This is a genomic window from Nocardia sp. NPDC058519 (assembly GCF_042719755.1).
Lineage (GTDB): Bacteria > Actinomycetota > Actinomycetes > Mycobacteriales > Mycobacteriaceae > Nocardia.
The window spans coordinates 1-16,012 of record NZ_JBHXNK010000003.1 but is presented as its reverse complement, the minus strand read 5'-3'; the positions used below and the strand labels follow the sequence as shown (position 1 = coordinate 16,012).

The following is a 16,012-nucleotide window of genomic DNA, read 5'->3' as shown; positions in this document are numbered from 1 at the left end:
CGGCCCCACACCGTTGGACGGTGTGGGGCCGCTGCGAAGGGAGTTACTTGCCGCCCTGATTGGCGACTGCGGCAGCACCGGCGGCAGCGGCGGCCGGGTCAAGGTACTCAGCGGCCTTCACCGGGTGCATGTTCTCGTCCAGTTCGTAGACCAGCGGAATGCCGGTGGGGATGTTCAGGCTGGAGATGTCCTCGTCGGAGATTCCGTCGAGGTGCTTCACCAGGGCGCGCAGCGAGTTGCCGTGCGCGGCGACCAGAACGGTCTTGCCGGTGAGCAGTTCCTTGGAGATGGTGTCTTCCCAGTACGGGACCATCCGCTTGACCACATCGAGCAGGCACTCGGTCTCGGGGACCTCGATGCCCGCGTAGCGCGGGTCGTTTTCCTGGCTGTACGGGTTGTCGGGCTGGATCGGCGGCGGCGGGGTGTCGTAGCTGCGGCGCCACAGCATGAACTGCTCCTGGCCGTACTGCTCGCGGACCTGCTCCTTGTTCTTGCCCTGCAGATCGCCGTAGTGGCGCTCGTTGAGGCGCCAGTCGCGCACGACCGGGATCCACAGCCGGTCGGCGGTGCCGAGGGCGTTGTCGGCGGTGCTGATCGCGCGGCGCAGCAGCGAGGTGTAGACGACGTCGGGCAGGATGCCTGCCTCTTTGAGCAGCTCTCCGGCCCGTTTACCCTCGGCGATGCCCTTGTCGGTGAGTTGCACGTCCACCCAGCCTGTGAACAGGTTGAGGGCGTTCCATTCGCTCTCGCCGTGGCGCAGTAGCACGAGGGTGTAGGTCATAGGGGCCATTCTGACATTGCGGCGATGTCAGGCCCACTCCACCTCGTCGAAGCCGATGACGATCTCGTAGGGTCCGCCTTTGACCAGCGCGTCGACCTGTAATCGCGACGCTACCGAGTCGACTTCGCGCACTACGGCGCACACCCCTTGGAACGGACCCTCCGGAATATGGACGACATCGCCCGGCACGTAGTCGGCAGCCACCTCATCGAGGCTACGCCCGCCGACGACCAGGCCGAACGAACGCGCCGAGCCCACTACCAGACAGACTGAAGAGTCACCATCCCGCCTCAGCCCGCGGCAGCTTCGACCGCGAGCACTCCCGCGCCGGCCAGCGTGGCGCCCTCGCTCAGTGTCGACAGTTCCACCGACAGACCCCCGATGAACTCGAGCCGGGCATGCCTGGCGACGGCCGCACGCAACGGCCCCCACAGCGGCTCCCCCGACTGCGCGAACCCACCGCTGATCACCACCCGATCCACATCCAGCAGCGCGGCAGCAGACGAGATCGCCTGCCCTAGGGCGGTTCCCGCCCGAGCCATGGCCGCGAGCGCGATCGGGTCGCCACGATGCGCCGCCTCGGCGAGCTCCACCCCGCTCTCGCCCACCCAGCCACGCGCCCGCGCCCAGCGCACCGACGACATCCCGCTCGCCACCGCCTCCACGCACCCGACTCCGCCACAGGGACACGCGGTGTCGTCACCGGGCACCACGATGTGCCCGATGTGCCCGGCATTTCCCGTGCGCCCCACCACGACTCGCCCATCGGCGATGATCCCCCCACCGACCCCCGACGACACCGTCAAGGCCAGCCCGTTGTCCACCCCGCGCAACCCGCCCACCCGATGTTCGGCCAGCACCAGGCACGCACCGTCGATCGCCAACCGCACCACCGCGTTCGGGAACAGCGTCCGCACCTGTTCCACGATCGCGAACCCGCCGCGCCACGCCGCCAGATTCAGCGGCCTGATCACCCCGGCGGGCACGTCGACCGGCCCGGCCGATCCGATCCCGACCGCACTCACCTCGTTGTCACCTGTCACAGCGACCAGCAGGTCCCGGCACACCGCCCATGGATCGCCGGAGGCAGCCACCGCCCGGCGCACCCCGTGCAGCCTGTAGTGCGGGTCCACAAGTCCCGCGGCGAATTTCGTCGCCCCGATATCGAGCGCAAGCGCCGTCATCACCACTCCTACCTGCCGCGCCGGACTACGCCCGACCCCCTTGATGTGAAGCATCACAGCATGTGGCACGCGACACTTTGACTACTGGTCGGTACAAATCACAGGTTTTCGTTAGATACTTCGACACGGGTCGGGTCGTTCTCGTTGGGCAGCACTACTGTTGATGAAGGAAAGCTGTGTCGAAAATCGCTGTACTGGTGTTGAGTCTGCTATCGGTGGGCTTGCTCGCCGCGCCGGCGGGCGCGAACCCGCTGTATCCGACGCCTGATCCGGATCCGTTCTTCACCGCACCGGCCGACATCGCCGCGCTGGCACCCGGTGACGTCGTCCGGACCCGCCACATCGACACCTGGATGTACCCGGGCACCGAGGGCCACCAGGTCGCGTTCCGCTCCACCAACTCGGCGGGCAACGCGATCATGGGCGTCACCACGGTGCTCATGCCGATCGGCGTGAAGAATCCGCCGCTGGTGTCCTACCAGGCGCTGATCAACTCCATCGGCACCCGCTGCAACCCCTCGCAGTCGCTGTTCAACGGCGAGCTGCAGGACGCGCCCGGCGCCATGCTGCCGCTGGCGCGTGGCTGGGCGATCTCGGTGCCCGATTACCTGGGCCCGACGGTGGCCTACGGTGCGGCCAAGCTCAGCGGCATGGTCACCCTCGACAGCGTGCGGGCCGTGCAGAAGGTCGCCGAGCTCGGTGTCGGCAACTCGCCGGTCGCGATCGCCGGCTACTCCGGCGGCGGCATGGCCACCGCATGGGCAGGCGCGCTGCAGCCCACCTACGCGCCGGAGCTGAAGCTCGCGGCCGTGGTGTCGGGCGGTATCCCCGCCGACCTCGAATTGATGGCCGACGCACTGGGTTTCGCGCCGCACCCCGGCTTCGGCCTCGCCTTCGCCGCCGCGATGGGTATCGAGCGCGAGTACCCCAACCAGGTGCCGGTGTCGGACAGCCTCAACGAAAACGGCTTGTGGTTCCGTGAATTCACCAAGGACGCCTGCCGTCGCTTCCTGCTGTTCCACGGCATCACCCGCAACGCCGAGCAGATGGCGGCGTCCAAGGAACTGATGGGCAGCCAGGTCGCCCGTGGCGTCCTGCGCGAGAACAGCCTCGTGCACTTCCAGGGCGCGCCGACCGCACCCACCTACATCTGGCAGGGCAAGTACGACATCCTCACCCCGTACGCCCCGGTCGCCGAGACCATCGCCCGCTGGTGCGGTCAGGGTGCGCCGGTGCAGCTGAACACGGTCGAGATCTCCGAGCACATGACCGCCGCCGTGGCAGGGTTCCCCGATGCCTGGAACTACGTCGAGTCCCGCTTCCGCAACGAACCGGTCCCGACCAACTGCTGAACTGAAAAATGATGCCGGGCAGGAACTTTCCTGCCCGGCATCGTTGTTTTCAGACCTTGTCGGCTTCGTCGATGATGTGCTCGAAGGCACGCAGGTTCTTCAGCGACTCACCGCGCGAGACCCGCCATTTCCATTCCTTGCGAATGGATTCGGCGAACCCCAGCTCGAGCAGGATGTTGAAGTCGGCGTCGACCGCTTCGAGGGTCTGACCGAAGATGCGGTCCAGTTCGTCGGCGGTGACCGACTCGGCGGACATGCGGCCGACCAGGTAGATGTCGCCGACATTGTCGAGGGTGTAGGCCACGCCGTAGAGGCGGCGATTACGGCGCAGCAGGTATTTGTAGACGCCTTCGAAGTTCTCGTCGGGCTTGCGGCACACGAACGATTCGATGCGGACCCCGTGCAAGCCGGCGGTCAGCATCACCGAGGTCTTCAGCTTGCGCTCCCCCGGCAGCACGACGATGAACGTGTCGTCGGCGTGGCGGGTGTATTCGATCTCGCGATCGCGCAGCGTGTCGTCGATAACCTGTGAAACGGCGCTCACCTGCGCACTCCCGTCCGGCGCCGCAACAGCGCCCGCGATCTGGCCTGCCTGGTCTCGCCCGCGTGCAGGGCGATCGGACCGCGTTCGCGTCCGGTTCTGAATCCGGCCATCGCGGCAGCGTAGCTGTCTAGCAGGCCGTCGGCGGTGTGCGCCCAGGAGAACCGGCTCGCGTGCTCGACGGCGGTGGTGCCCATGCGGGTCAGCCGGTCGGGATCGTCGAGCAGGGCGGCCAGCGCGTCGGCCCAGTCGGGTGTGCGATGCCCCGGCACCAGCAGGCCGGATTCGTGGTTGCGGACCGCGGTGCCGAGACCGCCGACGTCGGCGGCGAGCACCGGAGTGCCGCTGGCCTGTGCCTCGATGGCGACCAGGCCGAAGGATTCGTTGTAGCTGGGCACGGCGACCACATCGGCCGCGCGATACACCTGCACGAGCTTGTCGGCGGGCTGCGGCGGCAGGAACGTGACCCGTTCGGCGATGCCGAGGTCGGCGGCCAGTTCGATCAGCGCGTCGGGCCTGGCCAGGCCGGTACCGGACGGTCCGCCCACGATCAGCACGCGCAGTTTGCGGCTCGGATCGCGGGAAAGCAGCTCGGCCGCGGCCCGCACGAGCACGTCGGGGGCCTTGAGCGGCTGGATCCGGCCGATGAACGCGACGATCTGCTCGTCGGCGCGCAGACCGAGTTCGGTGCGCGCGGCGAGCTTGTCGCCGGGCCGGTAGCGGGTCAGGTCGGCGCCGGGCGGCACCACGTCGATGCGATCGGGCGAGGCGCCGTAGAGGTCGACGAGCTGACGGGCTTCGTCACCGGTATTGGCGACGAGCCGGTCGGACTCGGCGATCACCTGCTTCTCGCCGATCACCCTGGTCTCGGGTTCGGGGGTGTCACCCTCGGCGAGCGCGGCGTTCTTCACCGCGGCGAGGGTGTGCGCGGTGTGTACCAGCGGCACCCGCCAGCGGTCGCGCGCGAGCCAGCCGACCTGGCCGGAGAGCCAGTAGTGCGAGTGCACGAGGTCGTAGTGGCCCGGTAGGTGCCGCGCTTCCTGCCGCAGCACCTCGGCGGTGAACGGACACAGCTGAGTGGGTAGCTCCTGCTTGTCGAGTCCCTCGAACGGCCCGGCAACCACGTGGCGCACGATCACGCCGGGTCCGGCCTCGGCGACCGGCGGCAGTTCCGACGAGGTCGCGCGGGTGAAGATCTCCACCTCGGTGCCCCGTTTGGCCAGCTCGAGCGCGGTTTGCAGCACGTAGACGTTCATCCCGCCCGCGTCCCCGGTGCCGGGCTGCGCCAGCGGCGAGGTATGCACCGATAACACCGCGATGCGATGGGGCAAAAGATCGGGACGACGCTGGCTCACACCCTCCAGTGTGCACGCCGCGACGCCGCCACCGTTGCCCCTACCGGGTTCGGTGACGGCTGTCACAGCGCGAACGCGTGTGAGTTCACGTACTCGTCGCGGTCGAGCCTGCCCGATCCGCCGCCGGAGCGCGAGCGGTTTTCGGCCGTCACGCTCGGTGCAGCGCCGCCTCGAACACGGGCCACGATTTGTGCATGTCCTGCTCCCAGTAGCCCCACGAATGGGTGCCGTTGGGGCGCAGATCCACTGTCGCGGGGATGCCGAGCGATTGCAGCCGATCGCGCAGCTGCTGGGTGCACAGATTCGTGACGGCTTCGAGCCCGGCGCCGAACAGCAACTGCATCGGGTCCATCCGGGCGCCGATGTTGTCGTACGGGCCGGGAATGCCGGTACCGGAGGAGATGTAGACGTCGGTGCCGCGCAACGATTCCGCGTGCAGATAGGGGTCGTTGGCCGACCACGCGGGATCGGTGGGCGGGCCCCACATATTGGCCGCGTTGCCGAGCCTGCTGCCCACCACGGTCCGCACAATCGCTTGTCCGCGTGGATCACTCGTGCGCACGCACCCGCTGTAGGACCCGATCGCCCGGTACAGCCCCGGCTCCGACAGCGCGAGCTGGAACACCGAGGTCCCCGCCATCGACAGGCCCGCAATGGCATTGGCGCCGGTGCCGTCGAACTCCTTGTCGATCACGGGCGGCAGCTCTTTGGTGAGGAAGGTGGTCCACCGCTGCTTGCCGAGCACCGGGTCGTCGGTCCGCCAGTCCGCGAAATAGCTTCCGGCCCCGCCGAACGGGATCACCACATTGACCTGTTTGTCCTTGAAGAACTCGACGACATCGGTGCGGTCCAGCCAGTTGCCGTCGCTGCCCCCGCCGACCCCGTTGAGCAGATACAGCGTCGGCGCGGGCTCTTTCGGATCCGCGGCCCGCAACACCCGCACCCGGGTGACGATGTCCATCGCCGGTGAGTACACGCCCACATCGATGGTGCGATCGGGCTCGACCCGCTGATCCTCGATCCGCGCCGCCCCCGGATCGGCGCCCGCGGGCACCCCGACCACGACACCGGCCAACAAGCCCAACACGACCACCGCAACCCGTGCGCCCACTGCCCGACCAAACATCATCGAACTCCGTTCTCGACGCCGAATCCTCTTCTCCACATACGATCCAACGACATTCCAGAACGCTACACATGAATTCAGCGGAAGTCTGTGACGATTCCCAGAAGATTTTCCCGAAACCTGGACGTTCGATCCGATTGGTTAGCGAGCACAATCACAGGCCGATCACGTCAGCGCCGCAGACCAATCACATCGCCGCCTCTACCAGCGCAAATATGTCTGCGATGCAACTTCTGAGCACACACCGCCCTGCAGATTTTCTCCGACATAAGGAGACCGGTCGGACCATTTCGACCGATGCCGTGAATTGCGAATTATGACACAACGAGCCTGCGAACTTATTCGCACAGCGGGAACCGGCGGCGAAGTCAGCACGACTCGAGCCGCAGGCGCAACCCGCACGCGGGCAGGTTCAGCCGACGCGCAACGCCGCGGCGAACACCGGCCAGGAGTGCCGGAGATCGTCGCGCCAGTAGCCCCAGGAGTGCGTTCCGGCGGGGCGGAGGTCGACTGTGGCGGGGATGGCCAGGTCGTGGAAGCGGGTGGCGAGCTGCTGGGTACACAGGGCGGTGACCGCGTCGAGGGCGCCGCCGACGATCAGCTGGTCGAGGAGCTTCATCGAATCACCCTGTAGCCCAGGTCCGTCGACGGTGTCGAGCGAACCGGGCAGGCCGGTGCCGGAGGAGACGTAGATGGCGAGGCCGCGCAGGCGCTCGGCGTGCAGGAACGGGTCGTTGGCGGCCCAGAGCGGGTCGCCGGGTTGTCCCCACATGTTCACAGGGTCGCCGTTCTGGCCGGAGACGACGGTGTTGACGATGGCGTGGCCCTGCGGACCGCTGGTGGAGACGCAGCCGCTGTAGGAGCCGACGGCTTTGTAGAGCTTGGGTGCCGCGAGCGCGAGCTGAAAGGCCGCGGTGCCCGCCATCGACACGCCAGCGATGGCATTGGCGCCGCTGCCGTGGAACTCGGTGTCGATGACGCGGGGCAGTTCGCGGGTGAGGAAGGTGGTCCAGCGCTGACGGCCGAGGACGGGGTCGTCGGCGCGCCAGTCGGCGTAGTAGCTGCCCGCGCCGCCGATCGGCATCACGACGGTGACCTGCTTGTCGGTGAAGAAGGTGTCGGCGTCGGTGCGGGTGAGCCAGTTGCCGCCGTCGCGCCAGTCACCGGTGGGGCCGACGCCACCGTCCACGCCGTTGAGCAGATACAGAACCGGTGCGTTCGCCGAGCGGTCGGGCGCGGGCAGCACCGCGACGGTCACCGATTTCGCCATGGCGGCCGAATGCACCACCAGCTCGACGACCCGGCCGGGACCGGGCGCGACGGAAATCAGCCGCACGGCGTCGGGGGCCGGGCTCGCTCCGGCAACCGGGGCGGCCCACGCCAAGCCCGCCGCGAGAACCAGCACACAACGCGTCAAGACGCTCATGCGCCACCTCCATGCCCGGCCGCGGGACATGGCCGTCGACTCAGAGTAGGTCGACCTCACCCGACCCGAACATGTTTCTGAAACATTGTCGATTCAGAGCGGGTGAGGTGCGCCGAGCTCACTCCAGAGCATCGATAAACGCGCTGACCTCGGCAAGGAAGCGCGGCCGGTCCTCGATGAACAGCCCGTGCTGCGCGCCTTCCCAGAAGGAACCGCGGGCGTCAGGGGCATTGTCGAGGATGTACCGACCATTGGCCGCCGGGACCACCGGGTCATCGGTGCCGTGCAGCACGAGAACCGGAACATCAAGGGCGCGAAGGGTTTCGGTGTTGTCGATCGTGCGGTAGAACAGCGCCTTGCGCACCGAGGGCGGAGTCGCGAGACTGCCGCCGAACAGCCGCTGCGCATCGACACCCTTGTCCTCACCCGGCCCGGTATTGGCATTGCCGAACACCGCGAACGCGCGCACCGCCCGCCCGGCGGCCTCGTCGAACACCCCCGGAATCGCCTTCTCCATCGAGGGTCCGGGCGCCGCACCGGGCACATCGCGGCCGATGTGCGCGGGCGCACCGCAGTAGACAACGCCCGCGACAGCCGCGGTGCCATACGTGGCGAGGTAGTCGGTGGCGACGATCCCGCCATAGGACCAGCCCAGCAGCACCGCACCGGCGTCGACACCCTCCGCGGCCAGCACGGCGGCCACATCGCCCGCCCAAGCCTTGGGATCGTCATAACCGGCGCCGGGATCGTCGGAGTACCCGTGCCCGCGCAGATCGACCGCGATCACCCGATACCGCTCGGCCAGATCGTCCGCGGCCGCCCCCCAGCACCGCAGATTCCCAGCCCACCCGTGCAAGAGCACCAGCGGTCTACCGGTACCGCTCACCCGGTAGACGATCCTCGTTCCATCGGCACTGACAGCATCGCGAATAGCCATACCGTCAGGCTAATCGGCGCGGTCGCGAAGCGTTCCTCAGCTGCGCATGGCCGGAGCGAAGGCGGAGGTACGCCTAGCGTCACCGTGATCGGAGCCATGGCGACCGGAAATACCGGGCGAATAAGATCGGCAAACATGAGCATTCGCACCGCCGTCGTCACCGGAGCCAGCTCGGGGATCGGTGAAGCCACCGCCCGGGAACTGGCCAAGCAGGGCTATCACGTCTATGTGGGTGCCCGCCGGTTCGACCGGGTGCAGCGCCTCGCCACCGAGATCGGCGGCACCGCGATCGAACTCGATGTCACCTCCGAGGAATCGGTGCGCGCCTTCACCGACGCGATCGACCACGTCGACGTGCTGGTCAACAACGCGGGCGGCGCGAAAGGTATGGCCCCGGTCATCGACGCCGACCTGGACGACTGGCGCTGGATGTGGGAGACCAATGTCATCGGCACCCTGCGCGTCACCAAGGCGCTGCTCCCCAAACTGATCGCGTCCGGCGACGGCCTGATCGTCACCATCACCTCCATCGCCGCCCTGCACACCTACGACAACGGCTCCGGCTACACCTCCGCCAAGCACGCCCAGGCTGTCGCCCACCGCACCCTGCGCGGCGAGCTGCTCGGCCGGCCGGTCCGCCTCACCGAGATCGCCCCCGGCGCGGTGGAGACCGAGTTCTCCCTGGTCCGCTTCGACGGCGACGCCGACCGCGCCGCCAAGGTCTACGAGGGCATCGACCCGCTCTACGCCCAGGACATCGCCGAAATCGTCGGGTTCGTGGCCAGCCGCCCATCCCACGTCAACCTCGACACCATCGTCGTCAAACCCCGCGATCAGGCAGGTCCCGGCTCCTTCGCCCGCCGCTCCTGAGGACGTCGGCGGACGGCACCACTCGAGCCGTTTTCCCAGTTCTGGAGCACTATCTCCGTGCAAACGTGAACCTCGTCACCCACGATTCAGGGTCATCCAGGCGCGTGGACCTCACCCGACACCCTGAGCCGGGGGCCAATTCCCGGGCGCTGTAGGCGGATCCAGGATCGATCGCCGTTCGGGTGGCGGGGTCGGTAGCGGGAATTGATACTGGGAGCGAGTCGCTCGGGCGTTGCCGTGAATTCGCCGTGCCGAGCGACCGGCCGTTAACATCGCCGTTTGCCGTTAGCCAGTCATAGGAGTCGAAGTTCGATGCTCGGTATCAAGTCCGTTTTCAGTGGGTTCAAAGATTTTCTGATGCGCGGGAACGTCATCGACCTCGCGGTCGCGGTCGTGATGGGTACCGCGTTCACCGCGGTGGTCACCTCGTTCAGCAAGGGGCTCATCAACCCGCTGCTCGCGGTGTTCGGCTCGACCAATGAGCTCGGCCTCGGTGTCCAGCTGATCGCCGACAAGCCGGCGACGTTCATCGCGTTCGGCCCGATCATCACCGCGTTCATCGACTTCTTCATGGTCGCCGCGGTCCTGTACTTCGTGCTGATGCTGCCGATGAAGTCGCTGAAGAACAAGTTCGGCACCACCAAGGACGCCGAGCCCACCGAGACCGAACTGCTCATCGAGATCCGCGATCTGCTGGCCAAGCAGCAGGGTCTGACCACCGACGAGACCGTCGAGCTGAGCAAGGAACGCGCGAGCCAGTCCGTCGAGGCCTAGTCGCCCGATCCGGCTGATCGACAGAAGACCAACCCCCGACCGGGCATGGTCGGGGGTTGGTCGTTATCCGGGGCGGTTCAGGCGTATGCCGGGGTCTTCGTCGGCCAGCGGGGGTGGTTGGCGTCGATGACGTAGGAGTGGGTGTGCTGGAAGTGGCGGGGGCCGATCTGGATCGCGTCGACCAGGATCGCCGGGTCGACGGAGCCGAGTTCGTGGACGTGGGTGATCTCGGCCGGGTCGTGGCGCGGCCACAGCCGGATCGCCGCGGTGGTGCCGAGGGCGGCGATCACCGCGAGGGTCGCCCAGGTGGCCGTGAAACCCGCGGTGGTGGCCAGCCAGCCGGTGATCGGGTAGGTGATCAGCCAGGCCAGGTGGGACAGGGAGAACTGGGCAGCGAACAGGGCGGGGCGGTCCTGCGCGCGGGTGGAACGACGCAGCACGCGGCCGGTGGGAGTGAGGATCAGGGCGGTACCCGCACCGATGACGGCCCAGGTGGTGAGTGCGGCGGGCCAGTGCCACTCGCCGGTCGGCAGGGTCGACAGGACGAGTGCGGCGGTCAGTCCGGTGAGGAGAACGGCGGCGCCCGTGAGCATGACCGGGCGCTCGCCGCGACGGTCCAGAATCCGGGGCAGGGTGAGGGCGATGAACATCGTGCCGAGGCCGTTCGCCGCCAGCAGTAGCGCGACGCCGGACTGATTGCCGCCGAGCACATCCCGCGCGTAGTTCACGGTGTTGACCATCACGACCGAACCGGCGGCGGCGACCACCAGGTTCAACCCGAGCAGTCCACGCAGCCGCGGAGTCGCCGCGAACAGCCGCAGCCCGGCGACGAGCCGTTCCTTGATCGCGCCGTCGCCGACTACCGCGTTCGGAATGCGCGCGGCCAGCACCAGGGCGACCGACACCGCGAAGCCGATACCGGTGCCGACGAACAGCCAGTGGAAGCTGATCAGGCTCAGGGCCAGGGCCGCCAGCATCGGGCTGAGCAGCGTTTCCATGGTCGCCGCGAGCTGAGCGGCCGACAGCGCCTTCGTGTAGTCGCGTTCGTCGGGCAGGATGTCGGGCAGAATCGCCTGGTAGGTGGGGGTGTAGGCGGCCGAGGCGATCTGCAGCAGCGTGATGAGCACGTAGATCTGCCAGATCTGGTCGACGAAGGGCAGGGCGAGCACGATCGCGCCACGAATACCGTTGAGCGCCATCAGGAACTGCCTGCGCGGCAGCCGGCCCGCGTAGGCGCCCGCGATCGGCGCGACGGTCACATAGGCGACCATCTTCAGCGTCAACGCGGTGCTGAGCACGATGGCCGCGTTGCCGCCTGCCAGTTCGTAGGCGAGCAGACCGAGGGCCACGGTGGTGAGTCCGGTACCGAACAGGGCCGCGACCTGGGCGGTGAACAGCAGCCGGTAGTCGCGGTGGGCGAACAGTGAGGTGGTCATGATGCCTGCCCTTTCAAGGCTGCTTATCTGCGTATGAATGCAATAAGCAGCATAGGCCGGAAAATATTCCCGAGCCATCGAAATTTCCTTCGACTTGACCTCAAGGACCGTTGAGGTAGGACGGTAGAGCGCAGCGGCGGCCGAGGGCCGTCACCGACGAAGAGGAACGTCATGAGCGCCACGGTTGACCACGTCCGAACCACAATCAGCCCGCTGCGGCTCGCGGTCGTCATCGGCAGTACCAGGGAAGGGCGCTTCGGTCCGACGATCGCGGGCTGGTTCGTCCGGCAGGCCGCACTGCGCGACACGATCACCGTCGATGTCGTCGACACCGCGAGCGTCGAACTGCCGCACGCGTTCGGCGCCGCCACCGACCACCCCTCTGTGACCGAAGCCACCGAAAAGCTCGCGCGCGCTGATGCGTTCGTCGTGGTGACACCCGAGTACAACCACAGCTACCCGGGCTCGCTGAAGAACCTGATCGACACCCACCACGCCGAATGGCAGGCCAAGCCGGTCGGCTTCGTCTCCTACGGCGGCATCTCCGGCGGGCTGCGCGCCGTGGAACACCTGCGCCCGGTCTTCGCCGAACTCCACGCGGTCACCGTGCGCGACTCGGTCTGCTTCCCGAATCCGTGGGGCCGATTCGACGAGGCGGGCGAGCTGGCCGCCCCGAACGACGCCGACGCCGCCGCCGCGACCATGCTCGATCAGCTGAGCTGGTGGGGCGAGGCCCTGCGCGCCGCACGCGTCGCCAACCCGTACGGGAAGTGACCGCGATGATCACTACCACCGCACCGGTCACCACCCGAAACCCGATGCGCGTGGCCCTGGTCCTCGTGGTCGGCATGATCATGGCGACGCTCGATCAGACCATCGTCAACGTGGCTATCAACAAACTGTCGATGGAATTCCACGCGGGCCTGAGCACGATCCAGTGGGTCGCCACCGGCTACTCGCTCGCCCTCGGCGCGGTGGTGCCGACCTCGGCATGGCTGGTCGGCCGGTTCGGCGCCAAGCGGCTGTACCTGACCGCGATCAGCGCGTTCGTGGTCGGTTCGGTGCTGGCCGGGCTGTCGTGGAACATCGAGTCGCTCATCACTTTTCGCTTGATTCAGGGTGCGAGCGGCGGGCTGTTGATGCCGGTCGCCATGACGATCCTGCTGCGCGCGGCCGGGCCGGATCGGCTGGGGCAGTTGATGAGCACGCTCGGGTTGGCCATTCTGGTCGGCCCGCTGCTCGGCCCCGTGATCGGTGGCTACCTGATCGACGAGGTGTCGTGGCGGTGGATGTTCTTCATCAATCTGCCGCTCGGCGCGCTGGTGCTGGTGCTGGCCGCTCGGGTGGTACCCGATGACACGCCGGAACCGCCACGCGCGCTCGATGTGCGTGGGCTGCTGCTGATGTCGCCCGGCTTGGCGCTGGTGATCTACGGCGTCACCGCCGCGGGTGAGAGCGCCGGGTTCGCCACACCCGCAGTACTGGTGCCGCTGCTGGTGGGAGCCGGTCTGATCGCCGCGTTCGTGCGCCGTTCACTGACCACCTCGGTGCCGCTGCTGGACCTGCGCGTGCTCGGCAACCGGACGACCGGCACCTCCGCGGTACTGCTGGCGGTATTCGCGGGCGGCTATTTCGGATCGATGTTGTTGCTGCCGTTGTACTTCCAGATCGTGCGCGGTGAGTCGGCGCTGGTGGCGGGCGCTCTGGGGATTCCGTTCGCTCTGGCGTCGGGTGCGACGATGCAGGTGGCGGGCAGATTGATCGATCGGATTCCGCCCGGCCGCTATCTGCCCGCGTCGATCACGGTAGCGCTCACCGGGTTCGTGCTGTTCGTGATCCAACTCGACGCGGACGCGCCGTACTGGGCGCTCTGCCTCACGATGGTGCTGATGGGAGCCGGTGGCGGCGCAACCATGATGCCGGTGATGACCACAGCGACCCGGCCACTGAGCCGCGAGCAGCAGCCTGCCGGGTCGACGGTACTGAACATGATCAGCACCACGTCGATGGCGATCGGCACCGCGGTGGCCTCGGTGACACTGGGCGCACTGCTCCCGGTGGCCGGTGGACTCCAGGCGCTGCACGCCATGACGGCGGACCAGCGGGCCGAACTCGCCCCCGCCCTGGCCGACGCGTTCCAGCACACCTACCTGATCGCGCCCGTCATGATCGCGCTGGCGCTCGTCCCGGCGCTGCTGCTGCCCCGGCGCTAGGGCAGGCCGAGCCGTCGTGCCGTGGCAGTCGGAACGACCGCGGCACGACGGCATCGGCGGGCTATTCGGCGGGCAAGGCGGACATGGACTTCCACGTCTGCCAATCGACGGCCCAGTCGTAGATGTCGCCGTCGGCCTGGGACAACTCGATCGAGGTTCCGGTCACCTCCACCGGATCGCCGTAGAGGGCGGTCGGGAAGTAGGCCTGGGCATCGCCGGGTGAGAGGTTGATGCAGCCGTTGGTGACGTTCGAGGAACCCTGCGCAGAGAGGGATTCGGGGTTGGCGTGGATGAATTCGCCGTTGTTGGAGATACGGACGGCCCACCGTTCGCGAACGTTGGTGTAGTACGGCGGATTCGACATCATGAAGTCCTCGTACTTCTCGGTGACGATGTGCACGCCCGAGCGGGTGACATTGCGCGCCTCGTTGCCTTCGCCGTAGGACACCGCGAAGTCGAAGATCGTGGCGCCGTCGCGCACGACCTGCATGCGGTGACTGGGAGCATTCGCGATGACGATCTGGCTGCGGCCGATGGTGAAGTCGGAGGTGACATCGGAGTCGCCGTACGCACCGCCGCCGAGGTCGACGCCGTAGAGCTTCGCGGCGACGTGCACGGTGGTGCCGGGAGTCCAGTAGTTCTTCGGGCGCCAGTGCACCCGCGAGCCACCGTCGTCGGGCAGCCAAGCCCAGGATCCTTCGGTGCTCTGGTCGGTGGTGACAGTGAGCGCCTTCTCCACGGCCGCCTTGTTCGTGACCGGCCCTGCGAACTTCAGGATGATCGGCGCGCCGATCCCGACCTCCTGGCCGTCGCCGATATTGATCGTGGCCGGGATGGTCGACTGCGGACTGATCGTGGTGAAGGTGCCGTCGATCGGGATCGGTTTCGCGTCGGCGCCGATGGCCGTACCGGCCCAGGTGTAGGACGCGCCGTAGCCGAGCGGTTCGGAGACCTTGTAGGTCGTGCGGTCGGGGCTGAGCTGACCGGTGATCTGCTTGCCGCCCGCGTTGGTGAGGGCGATCTGGTCGATCGTGCCATGGGCGACCGTCACCGAGACCGGCGCGACCGGATCGACATCGGTAGCTCCCGGAGCGGGCGCGATGGTGACCTGCGCGACCGATTCCGCCGCCTCGGCGTCCTTGCTCGGCCGGTCGATCGTGCACCCGGTCAGCACTGCCAGCAAGATCACCGCAACCACGGCCCGCCCGCCCCGAACGCCCCTTTCACGCCCCTGCGCCGACAAATCCCGCCGCGCGCGCAACAGACCGGTTACCGAATGTTTGCTCACGCATCGAATGTACGCCGAGCTACCGACCCGCACCCCGTGAGCGCGGTCTCACCGCAAACCGCTACGACCGGTTGAGCCATTCCTCGGTGAAGGTGGCCTCGTTGCCGAGGAGTTCGATCAGGCGCTCCGAGATGGCGGCTTCGATCTTGCCGCCGAAGAGCGGGATCTTCACCTCGATGGTGCCGTTGATGGCGGTGGTGGAGCCGGTGCCGTCGTCGGGAGCCATGGTGACCGTGCCGCGGACCACCGCGGGGGCGCCGTCGACGTGGGCTTCGAAGATGCCGCCGGTGCCGGTGTAGGTCTCGGTGCGCGGAATGACCAGGTCACCGGGACGCACGGCGGTGATGGCGGGCGGGAGCTGATCGGCGGGGATGGACTGCACCATCTGGACACGGATCTGGTCGCCGTCGACGGCGAAGGCGTCGAGCCGGGCCCCTGGGCCGCCGACCTCGGCGATCCGGGCCTTCCAGTACTGCTCGTCGGAGTACGCCGCGCGCACCGCATCGACGGAATGCGTATAGCCGGCAGTGAACGCCAGAGGTGTAGCCATGCTCGACACGGTACCGTCTGCGGACGTGCGTACAACACGGGTGGTGTCCTCCGATCAGCTGCGTGACCTGCTTGCCGATACCGGCGCGACGGTCCGCGATTCGGTGCGTTTGTCCGAATTGACGACCCTGCGGGTCGGCGGGCCCGCGCTGCTCGCCGAATGCGCGACCACCGAGGCGC

Annotated in this window: 16 protein-coding genes; 5 read left to right on the top strand and 11 right to left on the bottom strand. The window is 67.7% G+C overall.

What is annotated here, in order from left to right; translation table 11 throughout:
• Nucleotides 1-43 precede the first annotated feature (43 nt).
• The 3 genes from ACFWPK_RS04535 to ACFWPK_RS04525 all read right to left on the bottom strand — a co-directional run bounded on the left by ACFWPK_RS04535 (nucleotide 44) and on the right by ACFWPK_RS04525 (nucleotide 1,965).
• Nucleotides 44-781 (bottom strand): phosphoglyceromutase, encoded by a 738-nt coding sequence (locus tag ACFWPK_RS04535; RefSeq protein ID WP_378913172.1) that lies wholly within the window; start codon nucleotides 779-781, stop codon nucleotides 44-46.
• A gap of 27 nt (nucleotides 782-808) precedes the next feature.
• Nucleotides 809-985 (bottom strand): hypothetical protein, encoded by a 177-nt coding sequence (locus tag ACFWPK_RS04530; RefSeq protein ID WP_170112119.1) that lies wholly within the window; start codon nucleotides 983-985, stop codon nucleotides 809-811.
• 86 nt (nucleotides 986-1,071) lie between these two features.
• Nucleotides 1,072-1,965 (bottom strand): ROK family protein, encoded by an 894-nt coding sequence (locus ACFWPK_RS04525; RefSeq protein WP_378913171.1) that lies wholly within the window; start codon nucleotides 1,963-1,965, stop codon nucleotides 1,072-1,074.
• A 176-nt stretch (nucleotides 1,966-2,141) separates the two neighbouring features.
• Here ACFWPK_RS04525 and ACFWPK_RS04520 point away from each other — a divergent pair, with 176 nt between their 5' ends.
• Nucleotides 2,142-3,317 carry a lipase family protein gene (locus ACFWPK_RS04520; RefSeq protein WP_378913170.1) on the top strand — a complete coding sequence of 392 codons (1,176 nt, stop codon included), beginning with the start codon at nucleotides 2,142-2,144 and terminating at the stop codon, nucleotides 3,315-3,317.
• A 49-nt stretch (nucleotides 3,318-3,366) separates the two neighbouring features.
• On the opposite strand, the gene ACFWPK_RS04515 is transcribed toward ACFWPK_RS04520, so the two are convergent.
• The 5 genes from ACFWPK_RS04515 to ACFWPK_RS04495 all read right to left on the bottom strand — a co-directional run bounded on the left by ACFWPK_RS04515 (nucleotide 3,367) and on the right by ACFWPK_RS04495 (nucleotide 8,702).
• Nucleotides 3,367-3,861 (bottom strand): YbjN domain-containing protein, encoded by a 495-nt coding sequence (locus ACFWPK_RS04515; RefSeq protein WP_378913169.1) that lies wholly within the window; start codon nucleotides 3,859-3,861, stop codon nucleotides 3,367-3,369.
• The gene (gene mshA / locus ACFWPK_RS04510; protein WP_378913466.1) at nucleotides 3,858-5,222 is read right to left on the bottom strand and encodes a D-inositol-3-phosphate glycosyltransferase; all 1,365 of its coding nucleotides are present in this window, start codon (nucleotides 5,220-5,222) and stop codon (nucleotides 3,858-3,860) included. Before mshA ends, ACFWPK_RS04515 begins: the two co-directional genes overlap by 4 nt.
• Before the next feature lie 139 nt (nucleotides 5,223-5,361).
• Complete coding sequence (locus tag ACFWPK_RS04505) at nucleotides 5,362-6,342, bottom strand: alpha/beta hydrolase (protein ID WP_378913168.1); 981 nt, start codon at nucleotides 6,340-6,342, stop codon at nucleotides 5,362-5,364.
• A 409-nt stretch (nucleotides 6,343-6,751) separates the two neighbouring features.
• Entirely contained in the window at nucleotides 6,752-7,765 is a 1,014-nt protein-coding gene (locus tag ACFWPK_RS04500) for an alpha/beta hydrolase (protein ID WP_378913167.1), read from the bottom strand.
• Between the two features lie 118 nt (nucleotides 7,766-7,883).
• The gene (locus ACFWPK_RS04495; RefSeq protein WP_378913166.1) at nucleotides 7,884-8,702 is read right to left on the bottom strand and encodes an alpha/beta fold hydrolase; all 819 of its coding nucleotides are present in this window, start codon (nucleotides 8,700-8,702) and stop codon (nucleotides 7,884-7,886) included.
• Between the two features lie 135 nt (nucleotides 8,703-8,837).
• Between ACFWPK_RS04495 and ACFWPK_RS04490 the strand changes: the two genes are divergently transcribed.
• A complete protein-coding gene (locus ACFWPK_RS04490; RefSeq protein ID WP_378913165.1) occupies nucleotides 8,838-9,572 on the top strand; it encodes an SDR family NAD(P)-dependent oxidoreductase in 735 nt (244 codons plus the stop codon).
• A 357-nt stretch (nucleotides 9,573-9,929) separates the two neighbouring features.
• Nucleotides 9,930-10,346: an MscL family protein gene (locus ACFWPK_RS04485; protein ID WP_378913164.1), complete on the top strand. Its 417-nt coding sequence runs from the start codon at nucleotides 9,930-9,932 to the stop codon at nucleotides 10,344-10,346.
• A 77-nt stretch (nucleotides 10,347-10,423) separates the two neighbouring features.
• On the opposite strand, the gene ACFWPK_RS04480 is transcribed toward ACFWPK_RS04485, so the two are convergent.
• Nucleotides 10,424-11,782: an MFS transporter gene (locus ACFWPK_RS04480; RefSeq protein WP_378913163.1), complete on the bottom strand. Its 1,359-nt coding sequence runs from the start codon at nucleotides 11,780-11,782 to the stop codon at nucleotides 10,424-10,426.
• A gap of 171 nt (nucleotides 11,783-11,953) precedes the next feature.
• Here ACFWPK_RS04480 and ACFWPK_RS04475 point away from each other — a divergent pair, with 171 nt between their 5' ends.
• Complete coding sequence (locus ACFWPK_RS04475) at nucleotides 11,954-12,556, top strand: NADPH-dependent FMN reductase (protein WP_378913162.1); 603 nt, start codon at nucleotides 11,954-11,956, stop codon at nucleotides 12,554-12,556.
• 5 nt (nucleotides 12,557-12,561) lie between these two features.
• Complete coding sequence (locus tag ACFWPK_RS04470; protein WP_378913161.1) at nucleotides 12,562-13,995, top strand: DHA2 family efflux MFS transporter permease subunit; 1,434 nt, start codon at nucleotides 12,562-12,564, stop codon at nucleotides 13,993-13,995.
• A gap of 61 nt (nucleotides 13,996-14,056) precedes the next feature.
• Here the strand turns inward: ACFWPK_RS04470 and ACFWPK_RS04465 are convergent, their stop codons facing one another.
• Both ACFWPK_RS04465 and ACFWPK_RS04460 read right to left on the bottom strand, forming a co-directional pair.
• Complete coding sequence (locus tag ACFWPK_RS04465) at nucleotides 14,057-15,238, bottom strand: Ig-like domain-containing protein (RefSeq protein WP_378913465.1); 1,182 nt, start codon at nucleotides 15,236-15,238, stop codon at nucleotides 14,057-14,059.
• Nucleotides 15,239-15,344: 106 nt separating this feature from the next.
• The gene (locus tag ACFWPK_RS04460) at nucleotides 15,345-15,833 is read right to left on the bottom strand and encodes a DUF2505 domain-containing protein (protein WP_378913160.1); all 489 of its coding nucleotides are present in this window, start codon (nucleotides 15,831-15,833) and stop codon (nucleotides 15,345-15,347) included.
• Nucleotides 15,834-16,012: the final 179 nt, after the last annotated feature.